This window comes from Acidovorax sp. GW821-FHT10E04 (assembly GCF_059415185.1).
Map to the genome: position 1 here is coordinate 388,629 of NZ_JBWKMT010000002.1, position 18,054 is coordinate 406,682.

General features: G+C 69.1%; 16 protein-coding genes. 10 read left to right on the top strand and 6 right to left on the bottom strand.

Translation table 11 applies throughout. From position 1 onward, the window contains the following. Positions 1-159 precede the first annotated feature (159 nt). Entirely contained in the window at positions 160-1,125 is a 966-nt protein-coding gene (locus AC07OC_RS06770) for a LysR family transcriptional regulator (RefSeq protein WP_218294129.1), read from the top strand. A 1-nt stretch (position 1,126) separates the two neighbouring features. Here the strand turns inward: AC07OC_RS06770 and AC07OC_RS06775 are convergent, their stop codons facing one another. From AC07OC_RS06775 to AC07OC_RS06785, 3 genes are all read right to left on the bottom strand, one after another. Next, positions 1,127-2,302 carry an MFS transporter gene (locus AC07OC_RS06775; RefSeq protein ID WP_218340793.1) on the bottom strand — a complete coding sequence of 392 codons (1,176 nt, stop codon included), beginning with the start codon at positions 2,300-2,302 and terminating at the stop codon, positions 1,127-1,129. A 65-nt stretch (positions 2,303-2,367) separates the two neighbouring features. Next, a complete protein-coding gene (locus AC07OC_RS06780; protein WP_218294131.1) occupies positions 2,368-3,381 on the bottom strand; it encodes a GlxA family transcriptional regulator in 1,014 nt (337 codons plus the stop codon). 144 nt (positions 3,382-3,525) lie between these two features. Further along, entirely contained in the window at positions 3,526-4,824 is a 1,299-nt protein-coding gene (locus AC07OC_RS06785; RefSeq protein WP_218340794.1) for an SGNH/GDSL hydrolase family protein, read from the bottom strand. Positions 4,825-4,935: 111 nt separating this feature from the next. Between AC07OC_RS06785 and AC07OC_RS06790 the strand changes: the two genes are divergently transcribed. Continuing rightward, positions 4,936-5,859: a LysR family transcriptional regulator gene (locus tag AC07OC_RS06790; protein ID WP_218340795.1), complete on the top strand. Its 924-nt coding sequence runs from the start codon at positions 4,936-4,938 to the stop codon at positions 5,857-5,859. An 88-nt stretch (positions 5,860-5,947) separates the two neighbouring features. On the opposite strand, the gene bfr is transcribed toward AC07OC_RS06790, so the two are convergent. Continuing rightward, a complete protein-coding gene (gene bfr, locus AC07OC_RS06795) occupies positions 5,948-6,418 on the bottom strand; it encodes a bacterioferritin (RefSeq protein WP_218294134.1) in 471 nt (156 codons plus the stop codon). A gap of 212 nt (positions 6,419-6,630) precedes the next feature. Here bfr and lgt point away from each other — a divergent pair, with 212 nt between their 5' ends. The 6 genes from lgt to AC07OC_RS06825 all read left to right on the top strand — a co-directional run bounded on the left by lgt (position 6,631) and on the right by AC07OC_RS06825 (position 14,008). Continuing rightward, a complete protein-coding gene (gene lgt / locus AC07OC_RS06800) occupies positions 6,631-7,458 on the top strand; it encodes a prolipoprotein diacylglyceryl transferase (RefSeq protein WP_218340796.1) in 828 nt (275 codons plus the stop codon). Between the two features lie 578 nt (positions 7,459-8,036). After that, positions 8,037-8,705 (top strand): GntR family transcriptional regulator, encoded by a 669-nt coding sequence (locus AC07OC_RS06805; RefSeq protein ID WP_218294136.1) that lies wholly within the window; start codon positions 8,037-8,039, stop codon positions 8,703-8,705. Beyond that, positions 8,705-10,204: a malonyl-CoA decarboxylase gene (locus tag AC07OC_RS06810; protein ID WP_218340944.1), complete on the top strand. Its 1,500-nt coding sequence runs from the start codon at positions 8,705-8,707 to the stop codon at positions 10,202-10,204. The genes AC07OC_RS06805 and AC07OC_RS06810 overlap by 1 nt, the downstream gene beginning before the upstream one ends. Before the next feature lie 209 nt (positions 10,205-10,413). Further along, complete coding sequence (locus tag AC07OC_RS06815) at positions 10,414-11,427, top strand: Bug family tripartite tricarboxylate transporter substrate binding protein (protein WP_218294137.1); 1,014 nt, start codon at positions 10,414-10,416, stop codon at positions 11,425-11,427. 140 nt (positions 11,428-11,567) lie between these two features. After that, positions 11,568-12,371, top strand: coding sequence for an enoyl-CoA hydratase/isomerase family protein (locus AC07OC_RS06820; RefSeq protein ID WP_218340797.1), 804 nt, complete (start codon positions 11,568-11,570; stop codon positions 12,369-12,371). Positions 12,372-12,433: 62 nt separating this feature from the next. After that, complete coding sequence (locus AC07OC_RS06825; RefSeq protein WP_218340798.1) at positions 12,434-14,008, top strand: malonate--CoA ligase; 1,575 nt, start codon at positions 12,434-12,436, stop codon at positions 14,006-14,008. A gap of 55 nt (positions 14,009-14,063) precedes the next feature. On the opposite strand, the gene AC07OC_RS06830 is transcribed toward AC07OC_RS06825, so the two are convergent. Together AC07OC_RS06830 and AC07OC_RS06835 are read right to left on the bottom strand one after the other, a co-directional pair. Continuing rightward, positions 14,064-14,696, bottom strand: a complete 633-nt coding sequence (locus AC07OC_RS06830; RefSeq protein WP_218294140.1) for a TetR/AcrR family transcriptional regulator — start codon at positions 14,694-14,696, stop codon at positions 14,064-14,066. A 170-nt stretch (positions 14,697-14,866) separates the two neighbouring features. Next, positions 14,867-15,310: a universal stress protein gene (locus AC07OC_RS06835; protein WP_218294141.1), complete on the bottom strand. Its 444-nt coding sequence runs from the start codon at positions 15,308-15,310 to the stop codon at positions 14,867-14,869. Positions 15,311-15,417: 107 nt separating this feature from the next. Here AC07OC_RS06835 and AC07OC_RS06840 point away from each other — a divergent pair, with 107 nt between their 5' ends. Further along, positions 15,418-17,862 carry a heavy metal translocating P-type ATPase gene (locus AC07OC_RS06840; protein ID WP_218340945.1) on the top strand — a complete coding sequence of 815 codons (2,445 nt, stop codon included), beginning with the start codon at positions 15,418-15,420 and terminating at the stop codon, positions 17,860-17,862. Beyond that, entirely contained in the window at positions 17,862-17,999 is a 138-nt protein-coding gene (ccoS, locus tag AC07OC_RS06845; protein ID WP_056169616.1) for a cbb3-type cytochrome oxidase assembly protein CcoS, read from the top strand. Before AC07OC_RS06840 ends, ccoS begins: the two co-directional genes overlap by 1 nt. The last annotated feature ends 55 nt before the right edge of the window (positions 18,000-18,054 follow it).

Genomic DNA, 18,054 nt, shown 5'->3' on the forward strand with positions numbered 1-18,054 from the left:
GTTTTCCTGGTGGGGAGTCGTTGTAGTGGGAAGACGCCGCAGAGGGGCGCACGGGTCTTCGGCTGTCGGGGTGCAAGTATGCGAGGTTTGGAGTGGCGTTTCCAATCCCTTTCGCCTGCTTCAGTAATATATAAAACATATCACCGGATCACCACCGCAATGAAAGAAGCATTCATCGACGTGCGCGCCTGGCGCCAGTTCGTGGCCGTGGCCGAGGAGCTGCACTTCGGCCGCGCCGCGCTGCGCCTGCACATGACGCAGCCGCCCCTGACCCAGGCGATCGCGCAGATGGAGCGCTCGCTGGGCGTGGTGCTGTTCGACCGCACGCGCCGGCGCGTGGCGCTGACCCCGGCGGGCGAGGCCCTGCTGCCCGACGTGCGCGACTTTCTGGAGCGTGCGCAGGCCTTGCCGGCCCGCGCCCGCGCGGCGGCGGCCGGTGAGGTGGGGCGCGTGCGCCTGGGATTCGTCTCCACCATCGGGTTCGAGCGCCTGCCTGAATGGGTGCGGGACTTTCGCGTGTTGTGCCCCCAGGTGGCGCTGGAACTGGTAGAGGCCACGGGCGATGTGCAGCGCGAACTGTTTGCGCGCGGTGAACTGGACGCCGGGCTCATGCTGCATTCGCCGGGCTTCGCGCCGCCCGGGTTGGCGCGGCTGGTGGTGGCGCAGGAGCCGCTGGTGCTCGCCTTGCCCGAGCGCCACGCGCTGGCCGGTGCGTCGCGCCTGGACCTGGCGCGGGTGCTGGCCGAACCTTTGGTGATCTTTCCGCGCCGCATCGTGCCTTCGCTGCACGACGCGATCTTTGCGCTGTACCACGCAGCGGGCCGCGTGCCCGTGGTGGCGCAGGAGGCCATCCAGATGCAGACCATCGTCAACCTGGTATGGGGCGGCCTGGGCGTGGCCTGGGTGCCCGAGAGCGTGACCCAGTTCCGCCGCGAGGGCGTGGTCTACCGCGCGGCGGATGCGTTCGGGGCCGCGCCGGCCAGGGCCCCGGCCAGGGCCGCCAAGGCGGCGGCCGCGCCGCCACTGCCCGTGTGCGAAACCAGCCTGGTCTGGCCCGCCGCGCTCAACAACCCCGCGCTGGCGCGCTTCACTGATTTTGTGCGCGAGCGCTCGGCGGCGGGGTGAGTCAGCCCGCCGCGGCCGGCGCGGCGCGCCCGCGCGCGAACAGCAGCCCCACCGCGATGGCCAGCAGCGGCACCATCACCGCGTTGATCGCCGTCCAGCCCACGCCGGTGAGCAGCGCGCCCGAGGCAAAGGACATGGCCGCCGCCACGGTGCCGTTGGCCAGCTGCATCAGCGCCTGCGCCTGGCCGCGCTCCTCGGGTGCATGGCTTTCGGCGAGCAGCGCTGTGCCCGAGATCACCATCAGGTTCCAGCCCGTGCCCAGCAGGAAGGAGCTGGCCAGGAATTCGGTGAACGCCATGCCCGAGAGCGCCACCGCCGCGCTGGCTGCCAGACAGGCCGCCCCCACGGCCGCCACCGGGCGGCTGCCGAAGCGGTCCACGAGCTGGCCCGCGAACAGTGCCGGGAAGAACATGCCGATCACGTGCCACTGGATCACCTGCGCGGCCGAGGCCGCCGAGAAGCCGCACACCTCCATGGCCAGCGGCGTGGCGTTCATCACCAGGATCATCAGGCCGTGGCCGATGGCCGCCATCACCACGGCGGCGCGCAGCCCGGGCCGGGCGAGCAGGGTGCGCATGGCCGCGATGCCGCCCGCCGCAGGCTGGGGCGCGGCCCCCTCGCGCAGCCGTGCCATCACCGCCCACCCGAGTGCGGACAACACCGCAATGGCCATGTAGGCGCCCGCCAGCGGCGTGGCCAGCAGGTTGCGCGACCACAGCGCCAGCGGTGGCGCGAACACGGCGGCGCACAGGCCGCCGGCCACCACGCAGGCCGCCGCGCGCCCTTTTTGCTGCGGGTCCACCGCCTCCAGCGCCGCATAGGTGTAGTAGCCCGACGATGCCTGGTACGCGCCGATGGCCAGCGTGCCCGCGCAGAACACGGCAAAGCTGCCCCATTGCACGCCCGCCATGCTCACCAGCCCGCCCGCCACGCCAAGGAGCGCACCGGCCTGCAGCCCCGCGCGCCGCCCCCGGCGCTGCATGAACAGCGACAGCGGCTGCACCGACAGCAGGTTGCCCAGAACCAGCAGCGCCAGCGGCAGCGTGGCGAGGGTGGGCCAGGGCGCCAGCCTTGCCCCCACGATGGAGGTGAGCGTGATGCCGATGATGGAGCAGCCCCAGTAAAGGGCCTGGCCCGCGAACAGCAGGCGAACGGACGCATTGCGCAAGAGCAGCATGGATGGCTTTCGGTGGTGCGCCCCGGTGGGCGCGTAGGAAGGAAAGGGGCCGGGCCGCGGGGCGGTCAGTCCAGCGGCACACCCGCGCCAAAGCGCTGCGCATAGGCCTGCGGGCTCACGGCGCGGTGCTTGTGAAAACTGCGGCGCAGGTTCTCCGGGTGCTCGAACCCGCACAGCCGGGCCACGGTGGAGATCGATGCCTGGGCCTGCGCCAGCAGCGTGGACGCAGCTTCCACGCGCACGCGTTCCACGTAGCGGGCGGGCGTCATGCCCAGCTCGCGCTGGAACACGCGCGAGAGCGTGCGGGTGGGCATGCAGGCACGTTCGGCCAGGGCATCAAGCGACAGGTCGCCGCCCAGCTGCGTGGGAATCCATTCGAGCAGCGCGGCCAGCCGTGGGGCGTGCAGGGTCTCGGGCGCCAGCAGGGGGCTGAACTGGGCCTGCCCGCCCGGGCGGCGCATGAACATCACGAGCCGCCGCGCCACGGCCAGGGCCAGGGGACGGCCCAGGTCCGCCTCCACCAGCGCCAGGGCCAGGTCAATGCCGGCGGTGACGCCCGCCGAAGTGAAGACATGGCTGTCGTGTGGGCTGGCGGCGTCGTACGTGTGCAGGCAGTCGTGCTCCACCAGCACCTTCGGGTGGCTCTGGCGCAGGCGGTCCAGGCGCGACCAGTGGGTGGTGGCGCGCCGTCCGTCCAGCAGCCCCGCCTGTGCCAGCAGCAGCGCGCCGGAGCACACCGACCCCAGCCGCCGCACCCGCGGCTCGGCGTGGCGCAGCCACTCGCACAGGCCGGCATTGGACAGCTGCGCAATCACCCCATCGCCGCCCGCCACCAGCACGGTGTCGAAGCCAGCCGCATCCAGGGTTCCCCAGGCGCCATCGGCCACCAGCGCGAACCCGGCCGATGTGGGCACGGGCCCTGGCGCTTCGGCCAGCAGGTGCAGCGTGTAGGCCGGCGGCAGGCCATGGCCCGTGCGCTCTGCGTTCGCAGAGCCAAACACCTGCATGGGGCCGACCACGTCCAGGCTCATGACGCCGGGGTAGAGGAGGCAGGCGACAGCGCGGGATGGAGGGTGCATGGCGCCAGTGTGAAGGCTCCGTGGGTTGGCTGCAACGACAACATCCCCACAGATCTGGCCACTGGCTGGAGGGCGGCCTGGGGACAGGGTGCTTCCGGCGGGTCGCCGGCGTTCGCACCGGGGCCGGGGCAGTCGCCAGGCGATTCAGCGCGGGGACGGCGGTGCGCCGATGCCGGGCAGGACGGCGCTCAGATCGACGGCCTCGGCCATCGCGCGGTTGCCTTCATCGCCCGGATGCAGCCGGTCGCCTGAATCGAAGCGCGCCGCGATGCGGGCAGGGTGGGCCGGGTCGCGCAGCGCCGCATCGAAGTCGATCACCGCATCGAATGCGCCGCCGTGGCGGATCCAGTCGTTCACCTGCCGGCGCAGTGTGTCCTTGTCGGGATGGTGGTAGTTGCTGAGCGGCGTGCCAGGCAAGGCACCCTCGAACGGCGTGAGCGTCGCGCCGATCACCCTCAGTCCGTGGCCGCGTGCCTGCGCGATCAGCTGGCGGTAGCCAGCCGCCAGCGCCTGCAGCGTCGGCCGGGGACTTGCCGGGGCGAACGCGGTGCCCGGCCAGGAGATATCGTTGATGCCCAGCATCACGATGACGCTTTGCACGCCAGGCTGGGCCAACACGTCGCGCTCCAGCCGCGCCAGCGCATTGGCGCCCATGCCGTCGGACAGCAGGCGGGCGCCGGAAATGCCGGCATTGACGACCGCCACCCCGTGCGGCGCCAGGCGGGTGGCCAGGAAATCCGGCCAGCGGCGGTCATTGTCCAGGCTGGCGGTGGCCCCGTCGGTGATGGAGTCCCCGATCACGACGACCGCGCGCGCGGTCGGTGCGGCTTCCACATGAATGCCCGCCAGCAGCGGGCGCGCCGTGGTGCTCTGCACCGCTGCGCCTCCGGCGACCAGCTCCGGGGCGGTGGCCTGGTCGCCGGGGGCGATCCAGGTGGTCTGCCGTCCGTCCCAATGGAAGGTGCTCACCGGCGTTTCATCGGGGAGGTACAGGCTCACCGCAAGCTGCGCCAGCGCGGGCACGGCCAGCCCCACGGGGTCGCTGACCAGCGACGCGCCGGGCAGGATCGTCGCCGCCTCCTGGCCGCCAAAAGTGACGGTGCGCAGGCTGTCTGCCAGCACGGCCCCACCGGGAGCTGGCCGCGCGACCGTCGCCTTGCCCAGCGCCACCGGCTGCCGCCCGTAGGCGTTGGACAGCACAATGCGCACGCGGGGCCCGCCCAGGCTGACGCGCGCCACCTGCCGCACCGTCTGGCCATGCAGCACCGGCGGAAGGTGGGTGGGGAACAGGAAGTCCGGTCCCCAGGCAGGCTGGGGGCTGGCGCCCCAGGTTGCCACCCAGGTGGACGCACGGACAGGCGCTGGAGCGTGGGGCGCGGCCGCGCTAGCCGAAAGTGCAATGGCCAGCAGCGCCGACGCCGACAGGGCAGGGAGGTTTTTCATATTGTTGAATTCATTGGCTTTGTAAGATTCAATGATGAATTCAAAGACATGAATAAACTAGACTTCTCCCCGGAAGAACATTTGTGATTTGAATTCACCGAGGAAGCCGCGATGGCCCGTCTGGATGTCAATCGCTCCGGCGAACTGGAGGTATTTGTCCGTGTGATCGAGCTGGGTGGGTTTTCCGCGGCAGCCCGTGCCTGCGGCATGACGCCCTCTGCCGTGAGCAAGCTGGTCGCGCGCATGGAGCAACGCCTGGGCACGCGGCTGGTGAACCGCTCCACGCGGCAGCTCCAGCTCACCCCCGAGGGCTGTGCCTTGTACGAGCGTGGCGTGCGCATCCTGGCCGATCTGGACGAGGCCGAGCGCTGCGCCAATGCGCACGCCGCGCCGCGCGGGCGGCTGCGGGTGAACGCGAACGTGCCGTTCGGGCACCATTTCCTGCTGCCGCTTGCTCCGCAGTTCCTTGAGCGCTGTCCCGATGTCACCCTCGACATCGTGCTGACCGATGAAGTCATCGACATCCTGGAGCAGCGCACCGACGTGGCCGTGCGCGCGGGTCCGCTCAAGAGCTCGAACCTGATGGCGCGCAAGCTCGGTCAGACGCGCATGGTCATCGTTGGCGCGCCCGGCTACCTGGAGCGCGAGGGCATGCCGGCGGCGCCGGATGATCTGCTGCTGCACAACCGGCTGGGCACCAGCTACGTGCGCGCCCAGGCCGGCTGGCCGCTGCGGCACAACGGTGTGGACGTGGTGGTTCCGGTGGCGGGCAATGCCCAGGCCAGCGACGGTGAAGCCCTGCGCCACCTGGCGCTGGCCGGCCTGGGGCTGGCGCGCCTGGCCGCCTTCCAGGTCCGCGACGACCTGGCGGCAGGCCGGTTGCGGCCCGTGCTGGAGGAATCCAATCCGGGCGACCTGGAGGAAGTGCATGCCGTGTTCGTCGGCCAGGGAGGCTACCTGCCGCTGCGCGTGCGCGCCTTCCTGGATTTCCTTGCCGAACGGGTCGACATCGGCGCGCAGTCAGTTCGTTCATGAGGCGCGCCGCATGCTGCGGCCGGGCACGGCCTTGCCGGGATGGCAATTCCTGGAGTTGTTCTTGGCCGAAAAGGCCTTGAACAGGTTCCTACGCCGATGCCTGTGACTGCAGGTAGTTCTGCAGGCCGATCCTGTCGATCAGGCCGATCTGCTTTTCGAGCCAGTAGGCGTGGTCTTCCTCGGTGTCGCGCAACTGGGCCAGCAGCAGGTCGCGGCTCACGTAGTCGCCCACGCTTTCGCACAGGGCCATGCCGTTTTGCAGGGCGGCGCGCACTTCGTACTCGGTGGCCAGGTCCTTGCGCAGCATCTCGGGCACGGTCTCGCCGGGGGTGAATTCCTTGGGGCGCATGTCGGGGCGGCCGCCCAGGAAGAGGATGCGGCGCAGCAGCGCGTCGGCATGCTGGGTTTCTTCCTGCATCTCGTGGTCGAGACGGGTATAGAGCTTGACGAAGCCCTGGTCCTCGTAGATCCGCGAGTGCGCGAAATACTGGTCGCGCGCGGCCAGCTCGCCGCGCAGCAGATCCTTGAAATACTCGACGACTTGTGGGTTTCCCTGCATGTTCTTATCCTTGAATTTCTGGTGGGGAGTATCGCGCGGACCGTGGCCTTTGTGGGCAATGCCCCCGCCTTGCCGCTCTGCATGCGTACCGGGATCAGAAGCGTTCTCATTGGGGCGCAAATGGGGCGCGCGGCCCGCGTCGCGGCTGCCCCCATGCCCCGCGGGGCTGCCGGCTCCCCTCCGCCACGGCGCGCGGGCACAATACCGCCCAAATGCTGATCTACCCCCACATCGATCCCGTCGCCCTGCAAGTGGGCCCGCTGGCCATCCACTGGTATGGCCTGACCTACCTGGCGGCCTTCGGGCTGTTCATGCTGCTGGGCATCGCCCGGCTGCGGCACCCGCCATTCGTGTCCATCACGGGGCCCGCCGCGTGGACGCGCAAGGATGTGGAGGACATCCTGTTCCTCGGCGTGGCAGGCGTGGTGGTCGGTGGGCGCCTGGGCTACTGCCTGTTCTACAAGCCCGGCTACTACCTGAGCCACCCGCTGGAGATCTTCGCGGTGTGGCAAGGGGGCATGGCCTTTCACGGCGGGCTGCTGGGCGTGATCGCGGCGATGCTGTGGTTTGCCCATTCGCGCAAGCGTCCGTGGCTGCAGGTGGCCGACTTCGTGGCGCCCTGCGTGCCCACGGGGCTGGCGGCGGGGCGGGTCGGCAACTTCATCAACGGCGAGCTGTGGGGCCGCTTTTCCAGCCCCGACCTGCCGTGGGGCATGGTCTTCGCGCACAGCGGCTCCATGCAGCCACGCCACCCGTCGCAGATCTATCAGTTCCTGTTGGAAGGGCTGCTGCTGTTCATCCTGCTGTGGCTCTATGCGCGCAAGGAGCGCCGCCAGGGTCAGGTGGCGGCGGCGTTCCTTGTGGGCTACGGCACGTTCCGCTTCATCGCCGAGTATTTCCGGGAGCCCGACGCCTTCCTGGGCGTCCTGTCGCTGGGCATGAGCATGGGCCAATGGCTCTGCGTGCCCATGATCGTCGCCGGCGTCGCGCTGTGGCTGTGGGCACAGCGGCAGCCGGCCCCCGTGCCCGGTTTCAAGTAAAAAATACTTCTGACGCTTGATGATCAAGCGCCGGCAGCTATTGAAAATATAGCAAACAGCGGGTTGTGGCCGACTGCTCATCCCGCTGCCTGTATCGCGGGGTGGCGGGCTTGCGCACGCGGCTTCTTCCGCTGCCTTCCTCAGGGCGCTCCTTCGCGGCGGGGCCCTGGCTGGCGCCGAACCCGAACCCGTGCCATGCGCGCGGCGCGTCCTGCAGGGCCTGGGGCACCGGTTTTCCAGTGAGTCCGGCGGCCGTGCGGGCCTTGCCACTGGGGGCGGGCAGCCCCGCCAACGTCATCCCGACGTGCGCGAAGCGCCTGGCTTCTCCGTGACCTCTTCCAGCGTGCCCCCATGGCCCGCTGAGTGCGCGCGGATGTGGTGTGGGAGCCACCGGCCCGCATTTTTTTGCGAAATTCAATGAATTGGGCGTTCCAGGTCTTGTAATTTTTCATAATTATGAGAAATTACGTAGAAATCAGAGAAAGCCCGGTATTTGTGAGCTTTTGGCGGCGTGTTGGCGGCCAAAGGCGTCAGAGAATCTGACTGTGCCGCCTCTGCCACTGGAGTTCACCCGCACCATGCGCCCGATTCCCAACTCATTGCACGACGAAGCCGCCTCGCGGCTGCGCGAGCAGATCTTCGCCGGGGCCTTGCCGCCGGGGAGTTTTCTGGACGAGGCGGCGCTGTGCGAGCGGCTGGCCATTTCGCGCACGCCGCTGCGCGAGGCGCTCAAGGTGCTGGTGGCCGAGGGCCTGCTGCGCCACGAGCCGCGCCGGGGGTGCTTCGTGGCAGAGATCTCCGAACGCGACCTGGACGACCTGTTCCCGGTGATCGCCTTGCTGGAGGGGCGGGCCGCGCACGAGGCCACCCGCAAGGCGGGCGCCGCCGACGTCGCGGCGCTGGAGGTGCTGCACGAGCGCCTGCAGCAATGCGCCTCGGACGGACTCCTTACCGACTACTACGAAGCCAACTACGCGATCCATGAGGCCTTCATCACGCTGGCGGACAACCGCTGGCTGGCGCAGGTGATCGGCGACCTGCGCAAGATCCTGCGGCTGGCGCGGCTGCAGACGCTGCATGCGCCGGGCCGCCTGCAGCAAAGCCTGGCCGAGCACCTGGCCGTGTTCGCCGCGCTCAAGGCGCGCGACTGCGACGCTGCCGAGGAGGCCATGCGCACCCACCTGTTGCGCCAGCGCGATGCGCTGCGCGACGTTGCCCGCAACCAGCAATCGAGGCTGACACCATGATGAACAGTACCCCCGAATGGATCGCCCGCAGCGTGTCCCGCCTGCGCACCGCCGCGCCTGCCACGGACAAGGCGGCCGACAAGTCCGGCGAGAAGCCCGCGAGGGCCGCCATCGACAAGTCGGTGACGGATGTGGTGGCCAAGGTGGCCGTGCCGCGCTCCACGCACGAACGTCTGCAGGCGACGCTGCGCCGCGGGCAGGAGGCGCTGTCGCCGCGCGCGCTGCGCCGCCTGCTGGCGGACCTGCAGGAGGTGGTGGCCCCGCAGGTGAGTGAGCTCGAGGGCGGGCGCCGCGCCCAGGCGGTGGCCGAGTGGTATGCCAGGGCCGAGACCGAGGAGCGGCGCGACATGTGGCTCCTGATGTGCGAGCAGTTCGCGCCCGACGCCACGCGCTTCAAGTCGGCCCGCCAGCGCTACGAGGCCGCGGCGGGCACGGCCGAAGAGGGGCAGGCCGAGATCAGCCTGCGCCGCGCGCTGGTGTCGCCGCGCACCCGGCTGCTGCAGCGCTTTTCCGTGTTCCCCGAGGGCATGCGCTTCCTGGTGGACATGCGGGCCGAGCTGCTGCCGCTGCTCAAGGCCGACAAGCGCCTGCTGGCGCTGGATGCGGAGCTGGAACACCTGTTCTCCACCTGGTTCGACGTGGCCTTCCTGGAGCTGCGCCGCCTGTCGTGGGATTCGCCAGCCTCGCTGATCGAAAAGCTCATCAAGTACGAGGCCGTGCATGACATCCGCAGCTGGGCGGACCTCAAGAACCGGCTCGACAGCGACCGGCGCTGCTACGGCTTCTTTCACCCACGCCTGCCCAACGAGCCGCTGATCTTCGTGGAGGTGGCGCTGGTGGACAAGATTTCTGCCAGCATCACGCCCTTGCTGGACGAGGCGGCCGCGCCGGTGGACATCTCCCGGGCCACCACGGCGATCTTCTACTCGATCAGCAACACACAGACGGGCCTGCGCGGCGTGAGCTTCGGCGATTCGCTCATCAAGCACGTGGTGGAGACGCTCACCGCGGAGTTCCCGCGGCTGCGCACCTTTGCCACGCTGTCGCCCATTCCGGGCTTCCGCTCGTGGCTGGGCAAGCACGCGGGGGCGATGCTCGAGCGCCTGGATGACAAGCGCCGCGCCGAGCTGGGCCGCGCGGTGGGCTTCGAGCCCCCGCAGCCCACGCACCTGCTGGCCGCCATCGACAAGGCCCTGGAGCTTGACGCCAAATCGCCCGTGCGCCAGATGCTGCTGGAATGCGCCGCCCGCTACCTGGGGCGCGAACTGCACGAAGGCAAGCCGGTCGACCCGGTGGCACGCTTTCACCTGGGCAACGGCGCGCGGGTTGAACGGCTGAACTGGGCGGGCGATCCTTCCGGCAAGGGGCTCAAGCAGTCGTACGGGCTGATGGTGAACTATCTGTATGACCTCAAGCGCATCGACAAGCACCGCAGCCTGCTTGCGCAGGGCAAGGTGCCGGTGTCGGGGGACATCGACAGCCTGTGCCGTGGTGATTGATCCGTGCCGCCCGCGCGGCGGGCGGCACTGTTTTGGCCCTGGGCCGGTGGGCCGGGGGCCGAAAGGCGGCTGACCTGCCCGCCTGGCAGGCGTGGCGCCCGGGGCGCGGCGTCTTTCTGGTAGAAGTGCAGGCAGCAACCGGTGGCCGATGGCCGATCGCACGCCACGGGCCGGTTTCCATTTTTACAACGACGACAGGAGACAAGGAAATGACAGACAACATGCGAATCGACGACCGAGCGGTGCAGCGCCGCAGCCTGCTGGCCGCAGCGGCGGCAGCGGGCCTGGGCCTGGGCAGCGGCGGCAGCTGGGCGCAGGCCTCCGCCTGGCCCTCCAAGCCCGTGAACCTGGTCGTCCCCTTTCCGGCCGGAGGCGGCACCGATGCGTTCGCGCGGCCGCTGGCCGCGCAGTTTTCCCGCGCCACCGGCAAGACGCTGGTGATCGACAACCGGGGCGGGGCGGGGGGCACCGTGGGCGCCAGTTTTGCCGCCAAGGCCGCGCCCGACGGGTACACGCTGTTCATGGGCGCGGTGCACCACGCCATCGCCCCGTCGATGTACCCCAAGCTCGACTACGACATCGAGAAGGACTTCATTCCGCTGTACCTGCTGGCCAACGTGCCGCAGGTGGTGGTGGTCAACCCGAAGAACGTGCCGGTGGGCAACTTCCAGCAGTTCATGGACCATGTCAAGCGCAACCCCGCCAAGCTCAACTACGGCTCGGCGGGCGCGGGCACATCGCACCATCTGGCGGGCGAGCTGTTCAAGCAGCAGACCAACACCTTCATCACGCACATCCCCTACCGTGGCGCGGGCCCTGCGCTGCAGGACCTGATCGGTGGGCAGGTGGACATGATGTTCGATGGCCTGGGTTCGTCGGCCGCGCATATCAAGGCGGGGCGCATCAAGGCGCTGATGGTGTCCGGCTCCAAGCGCAACGCGGCCTTCCCGGACGTGCCCTGCGCTTCCGAAGTGGGCCTGCCCGACTACACCGTGACCACCTGGTATGGCCTGTGGGCGCCCAAGGGAACGCCGGCCGATGTCCAGGCGCGCATCGTCGAGGAGATCCGCAAGCTCGGCGCGGCCGACGAGCTCAAGACCATCTGGGCCAGCAATGGCGCCGAATACGGCGGCCTCACGCAGCAGCAGTTCGCCGGCATGGTCAGCAGCGAGGTCAAGCGCTGGGCGGCGGTGGTGAAGGCTTCTGGCGCAAAACTTGATTGACCCCCTGAGGCGCTTCGCGCCATCCCCCTGAGGGGGACGCCACCCGTGGCCTGGCAGAGCCAGTTCCACGGTGGCACTGGCGATGGCGTTGCGCCAGTTGTTGTGGGGCGTGGACTTTGCAAACGTGATGGGCAACGAATATGTCAGGTGAAGTGTTGATGGATGCCGGTGAGCGTGGCGTGGTGCATGTCACCTTGCGCCATGCCGGGCGGCTGAACGCGATGTCGCGGGGCATGTGGCGGCAACTGCGCGAGGTGTTTCAAGACATCCAGCGGCGCAGCGATGTGCGCTGCGTGCTCATCGCCGGCGAGGGCGATGCCTTCTGCGCGGGGGGCGACATTTCGGAGTACCCGGGCTTTCGCTTCGACACCGCGGCCTTGCGCGATTTCCATGAGAACGACGTCTGGGGCGGGCTGAGCGCCATGCTCCTGTGCGACGTCCCCATCGTGGCCCAGATCAGCGGGGCCTGCATGGGTGCCGGGGTGGAGATCGCCAGCTGCTGCGACATCCGCATCGCGGGCGGCACGGCCCGCTTTGGCGCCCCCATCGCCAAGCTCGGCTTCCCCATGGCCCCCCGCGAGGCGCAACTGGTGGCCGGCGCCGTGGGCGATGTGACGGCCCGGCAGATGCTGCTGGAAGCCGCCACCTTCAGCGCCGCCGACATGCTGGCGCGCGGTTTCCTGAGCCGCGTGGTGGCCGACGACAGGACGGCCACCGAGGCGGTGGGCAGCGCGCAGCGCATTGCCGCGCTGGCACCCCAGGCCGCCCGCATGAACAAACAGACATTTCGGGCATTGAAAGTGCCTGTGGCGCCTGCTGTAAATGCGCAATCAGCTATTAAAGATATAGCAAACGATGTGCCTGACCCCTATGCGTACGCGGACAGCGCCGAGCACCGCGAAGGCATCACCGCGTTCCTTGAAAAACGCGCCCCCGTGTTTTGATGGGCCTTGCCCATTTCCATTCCTCTTGTGGATCTGACCATTTGCAACCCCGCCCAACTGCCATGAGCCAACACAACCTCTTCAGCGCCCTGCGCGCAGCCTTTCCCTCCGACCTGGGCAGCACCGCCGTGGAAACCACGGCGCCCGACGGCACCCCGCTGCACTACAGCTGGGCCGACCTGGACCATGCCAGCGCGCGCATCGCCAACCTGCTGGCCTCGCTCAAGCTGCCCGAGGGCAGCCGCGTGGCCGTGCAGGTGGAAAAGTCGGTCGAAGCCATGCTGCTGTACCTCGCCACCTTGCGCGCGGGCTACGTGTTCCTGCCGCTCAACACGGCCTACCAGAGCGCCGAGATCGAGTACTTCATCGGCAACGCCGAGCCTGCGGTGGTGGTGTGCAGCCCGGGCAACTTCGGCTGGGTGTCGAAGATCGCCTTCACGCTGGGCACGCAGCACGTCTTTACCCTGGGCGACGACCGCACCGGCAGCCTGCTGGAGCGCGCGGCGCACCATGGCGACAGCCACACGCCCGTGCAGCGCGCGGCCGATGACCTGGCCGCCATCCTGTACACCAGCGGCACCACGGGCCGCAGCAAGGGCGCCATGCTCACGCACGGCAACCTGCTGTCGAACGCGCAGGTGCTCAAGGAGTACTGGGGCTGGACGGCTACCGGAGGGCCTGATGGCCGTGGCGACGTGCTGATCCACGCCCTGCCCATCTTCCACGTGCACGGCCTGTTCGTGGCCATCCACGGCGCGCTGATCAATGGCAGCAAGATGATCTGGTTCAGCAAATTCGACCCCAAGGCCGTGCTCGCCGCCATGCCGCGCGCCACCGTCTTCATGGGCGTGCCCACGCTCTACGTGCGCCTGCTGGGCGAGGCCGGCCTCACCAAGGAGGCGGCGAAGAACATGCGCCTGTTCGTCGCGGGCTCGGCGCCGCTGCTCATCGAGACCTTCAACGAATGGCAGCAGCGCACCGGCCACACCATCCTGGAGCGCTACGGCATGAGCGAGACCATCATGCTCACCTCCAACCCCTACGCGGCCGATGCGCGCCATGCCGGCCAGACCGAGCGGCGCGGCGCCACCGTGGGCTTCCCGCTGCCCGACGTGGGCCTGCGCGTGGTGGACGATGCCAACAAGCGGCTGCCCGTGGGCGAGATCGGCAACATCCAGGTCCAGGGCCCCAATGTGTTCAAGGGCTACTGGCGCATGCCCGAGAAGACGGCCGAGGAGTTCACGCCTGACGGCTGGTTCAAGACCGGCGACGTGGGCAAGGTGGACGAGCGCGGCTACGTGAGCATCGTGGGCCGCAGCAAGGACCTGATCATCAGCGGCGGCTACAACGTCTACCCCGCCGAGATCGAGGGCTACATCAACGACATGCCCGGCGTGGCCGAAAGCGCCCTGGTCGGCGTGCCCCACCCGGATTTCGGCGAAGTGGGCGTGGCCGTGGTCATCGCCAAGCCGGGCGTGAAGCTCGACGGCGAGGCCATCGTGGCGCGGCTCAAGTCGCAGCTGGCCAACTTCAAGATCCCCAAGCGCTGCTTCGTGGCCGACGAGTTGCCGCGCAACACCATGGGCAAGGTGCAGAAGAACCTTCTGCGCGAGCAGCACAAGGCACTGTTTTCCTGACCCCGTGGGTTGGCGGCTGCCGCAGGCGCGGCCTGCTGGCACCTGCCCGTCGCAGTCAGTGCCCGCCGCCGATCAGGGCGCGTCCGGCCGCCCGCAGGGCCTTGGCCGCGCTGTCGCCCAGCAGCAGCGCCCCGCTGCTGAACGCGCCATCCACGAGCAGCGAGAGCTGGGCGGCGGTCACGTCCGGCTTTTTCACACCGAGCCGCCGGCACAGCGCCGAAAGCCGCTTGCGCTGCTCCAGCCTGTGGCGGGCCGAGATGGCGCGGGCAGGGTGCGCGGGGTCCGCGAATTCCGCGGCCACGTTCAGCTGGGGGCATCCCCGGTAGCCCGGGCGGGCCACCCGCTCGCCCACCCACTGGAGCAGGGCGTCGAGCTCCGCCGCGGGATCGGGGCCGTGCGTTGAGACAACGTCGTCCCATTGCTGCCAGAACTCGCGGTCTTCGCGCTCCAGGAAGGCCGCGATCAGGTCATCCTTGGTGCGGTAGTAGCGGTAGAGGCTGGTCTTGGCGATCTTCGCGCGCTCGATGATCAGGTCGATGCCCACCGCGCGAACGCCCTCGTTGTAGAAAAGCTGGGAAGCGGTGTCGAGGATGCGTTGCTGCACATCGCCGGGCGGCATGGCCGCGGGCGTGGCGGAGGAGGCAGCTCGCGAGGACGGGGTGCCGTCACGGGTTCCAGGTGGTCTCATGCGCAGATTTTCCCACATCGCGCGGAGATGTGATACAGACCTGTATGTTGCCGGCAGGCCTGCATGCGCCGCGTGCCTTCAGCCCGCTCCGCGGGGGCGGCCAGGGCCACGGCCGTGGGTCCGACCCTGCCGTTGGGCAAGGCCCGCGCGGCGGGGCCTCTGCCCTGTGCTCAGCGCAGCACCAGCACGGGGATGTGCGAGTGCGTGAGCACATGCTGGGTTTCGCTGCCCAGCAGCAGGCGCTTGAGCCCCTTGCGGCCGTGCGATGCCATGACGATCAGGTCGCACTTGTGTTTCTTGGCGGCGGAGATCACCGCTTCCGCGACGAGATCGGATTTGGCGATGACGGCCTTCACGGCAACGCCCTGGGCGATGCCTTCGGTCTTGACGCCATCGACCATGGCCTGCGCGGCGTCGCCCCACTGTTTCTCGATGCGCTTGACGTCGCTCATGTCGACCGGCATGCCGCCTTCAAAGTAGCTGCGGGGATAGCGTGGCACGACCTTGAGGGCCACCACCGTGGCGCCCGACAGGGCTGCAAGGGACAGGCCGTGCTCCACCGCTTTGTCCGACAGGGCCGAACCGTCCGTGGCAATCAGGATGCGTTTGTACATAAAGGGCTCCTCAAAGTGATGGAACAAGCTTAGGATCAATCATGTTCCGGGGCTTGATCCAGGTCAATGTACCTGCCGGGCCCTCACGATAGGCTTGAACCATGTCAATGTTTGGACCCGGTGCGCCGGCCTCATCCCCGGTGCATCAGACAGATGCCGGGACGGACGCGTGGCCGGCGGCCGCGCCCGCTCCGCAGGCCGTGCTGCTGGACGACCCGCAGGAATGGTCGGCATTCGGCCGCCCGTGTGCTCAGGCGGGTGGTGCTCCCGCGGACCTTGCCGCGTGCGCCTGGGAATCCCAGGTGGTGCTGGAGGGCATGCACTGCGCGGCCTGCGCGCTCACCATCGAAGACGCGCTGCGCGCCGTGCCGGGCGTGCAGCAGGCCGATGTGAGCGCCGCCACGCGGCGCGCGCGCGTGGTCTGGCACCCGGCGCAGGTGCGCCCCTCGCAGTGGATGCAAGCAGTGCACAAGGCAGGCTACCGCGCCATGCCCGCCATGGACGCCTTTGCACGCGAGCAGCGCTTGCGCGAGAGCCGCCGCGCGCTGTGGCGCTGGCTGGTGGCGGGTTTTTGCATGATGCAGGTCATGATGTACGCGTGGCCGGCCTATGTGGCACAGCCGGGCGACCTCACGCAGGAGATGGAGCAGCTGCTGCGCTGGGCTTCCTGGGTCATTACCTTGCCGATGGTGGTCTTTGCGTGCGGACCCTTCTTCTCCAGCGCGCTGCGCGATATCCGGTTGCGCCGCGTGAGCATGGACCTGCCCGTGGCGCTGGGCATGGCCATCACTTTCGCGGTGAGCACGGCCGGGACCTTCGACCCCACGGGCATCTTCGGGAAAGAGGTGTACTACGACTCGCTGACCATGTTCGTCTTTTTCCTGCTCACGGGGCGCTGGCTTGAGCTGCGCCTGCGCGACCGCACTGCCGGCGCGCTGGAAGCCGTGATGAACCGCCTGCCCGACAGCGTGGAGCGGCGCTCGGCGGATGGCAGTTTCGTGCGCGTGGCCACACGCCGCCTGGCCGTGGGGGACACGATCCGCGTGCTGCCGGGCGAGGCCTTTCCGGCCGATGGGCGCATCACCCGGGGCAGCACCCAGGCCGACGAATCCCTTCTGACGGGAGAGTCCACCCCGGTGGCGCGGCCCGTGGGCAGCGTGGTCACGGCCGGCAGCTACAACCTGCAGGCGCCGGTGGAGGTGCAGGTGGAGGGCACGGGCGGGCAGACGCGCTTCGCGCAGATCGTGGCCTTGATGGAAAGCGCGTCGCTGCAGAAACCCCGGCTGGCACAACTGGCCGACCGCATCGCGCGGCCGTTCCTGGTGGCGGTGCTCGCGGCCGCGGCCCTGGCGGCCGCGTATTGGTGGCCCTCCGATCCTGGCCATGCGCTGATGGTGGCGGTGGCGGTCCTCATCGTCACCTGCCCCTGCGCGCTGTCCCTGGCCACACCGGTCGCCATGCTCACGGCGGCGGGCACGCTGGCGCGCCATGGCGTGCTGGTGCGCAACCTGCAGGGCCTGGAGGCCTTGGCCCGTGTGGATACCGTGGTGTTTGACAAGACCGGCACGCTCACGCGGGACGGAATGGCATTGCAAGCCGTGCATACCACCGAAGGATGGGCGGCACGGGGCGCGCTGGCGCTGGCGTCCGCCTTGGCGCGCCAATCGATGCATCCCGCATCGCGCGCCGTGGTGGCCGCCGCTGGCGCGCAGGACGACGGGCGCTGGATCGTGAGCGGCCTGCAGGAGGAAGCCGGGCTCGGCCTGGTGGCCGTGGCGCGGGATGGCCTGGGCGCGGAGCCTGCCCGCACGTTCCGGCTGGGCTCCGCCCGCCATGCGGGCGTGGCGCCGCAGGACGGCGCCGCACTGCAGGTGGTGCTGTCGGAACAGCGCCCCGACGGGCGGGTGCTGGAACTGGCGCGCTTCGACCTGGTGGAGGCTCTGCGCGCCGAGGCCCCGGCCGTGGTGACGGCGTTGGCGGATGCCGGCATGGCGGTGCAGCTGCTGTCCGGTGACCGGGCCGTGTCGGTGCGGCGCGTGGCTGCGCAGGCGGGCATAGCGCAGGCGGCGGGGGAGTGCACGCCCCAGGGCAAGCTGGCCGCATTGCAGGCGCTGCAGGCCGGCGGCCACCACGTGGCCATGGTGGGCGATGGCATGAACGATGGCCCGGTGCTGGCAGGCGCCCATGTGTCCTTCGCGTTTGGCCGCGCCGTGCCGCTGGCGCAGGCGCAGGCCGATTTTGTCGTGCTGGGCGACAGCCTGGCGCTGGTGCCGCAAACGGTGCTGCTGGCGCGGCGCACTCTGCGTGTGGTGCGCCAGAACCTGTGGTGGGCCGCGGGCTACAACGCCCTTTGTGTTCCATTGGCCGTGGCGGGTTTCATGCCCGCCTGGCTCGCCGGGCTGGGAATGGCGCTGAGTTCGCTGCTGGTGGTTCTCAATGCCGCGCGCCTCGCACGAGATCTTCCGCCGTTGTCTTTCTCGGGCGCGGCGCCGCTGCCGCCAGAGGGTGCTCCGGCCATTGAAATCACCAAGACAACGCTGAAGGCCGCCTGATGGACATTCTGTACCTGCTGATTCCGCTGTCCGTGGTGCTGGTCTTGATGGTTCTTGCAGGACTGTGGTGGGCGGTCCATCACGGCCAGTTCGAGAGCGTCGAGCAAGAAGGTGAACGGATTCTCCGAGACGATTGACTTGTGTCAATGCCCTGAAAAGCTGGCTGCAACAAACTCTTACTGCAATACAAAG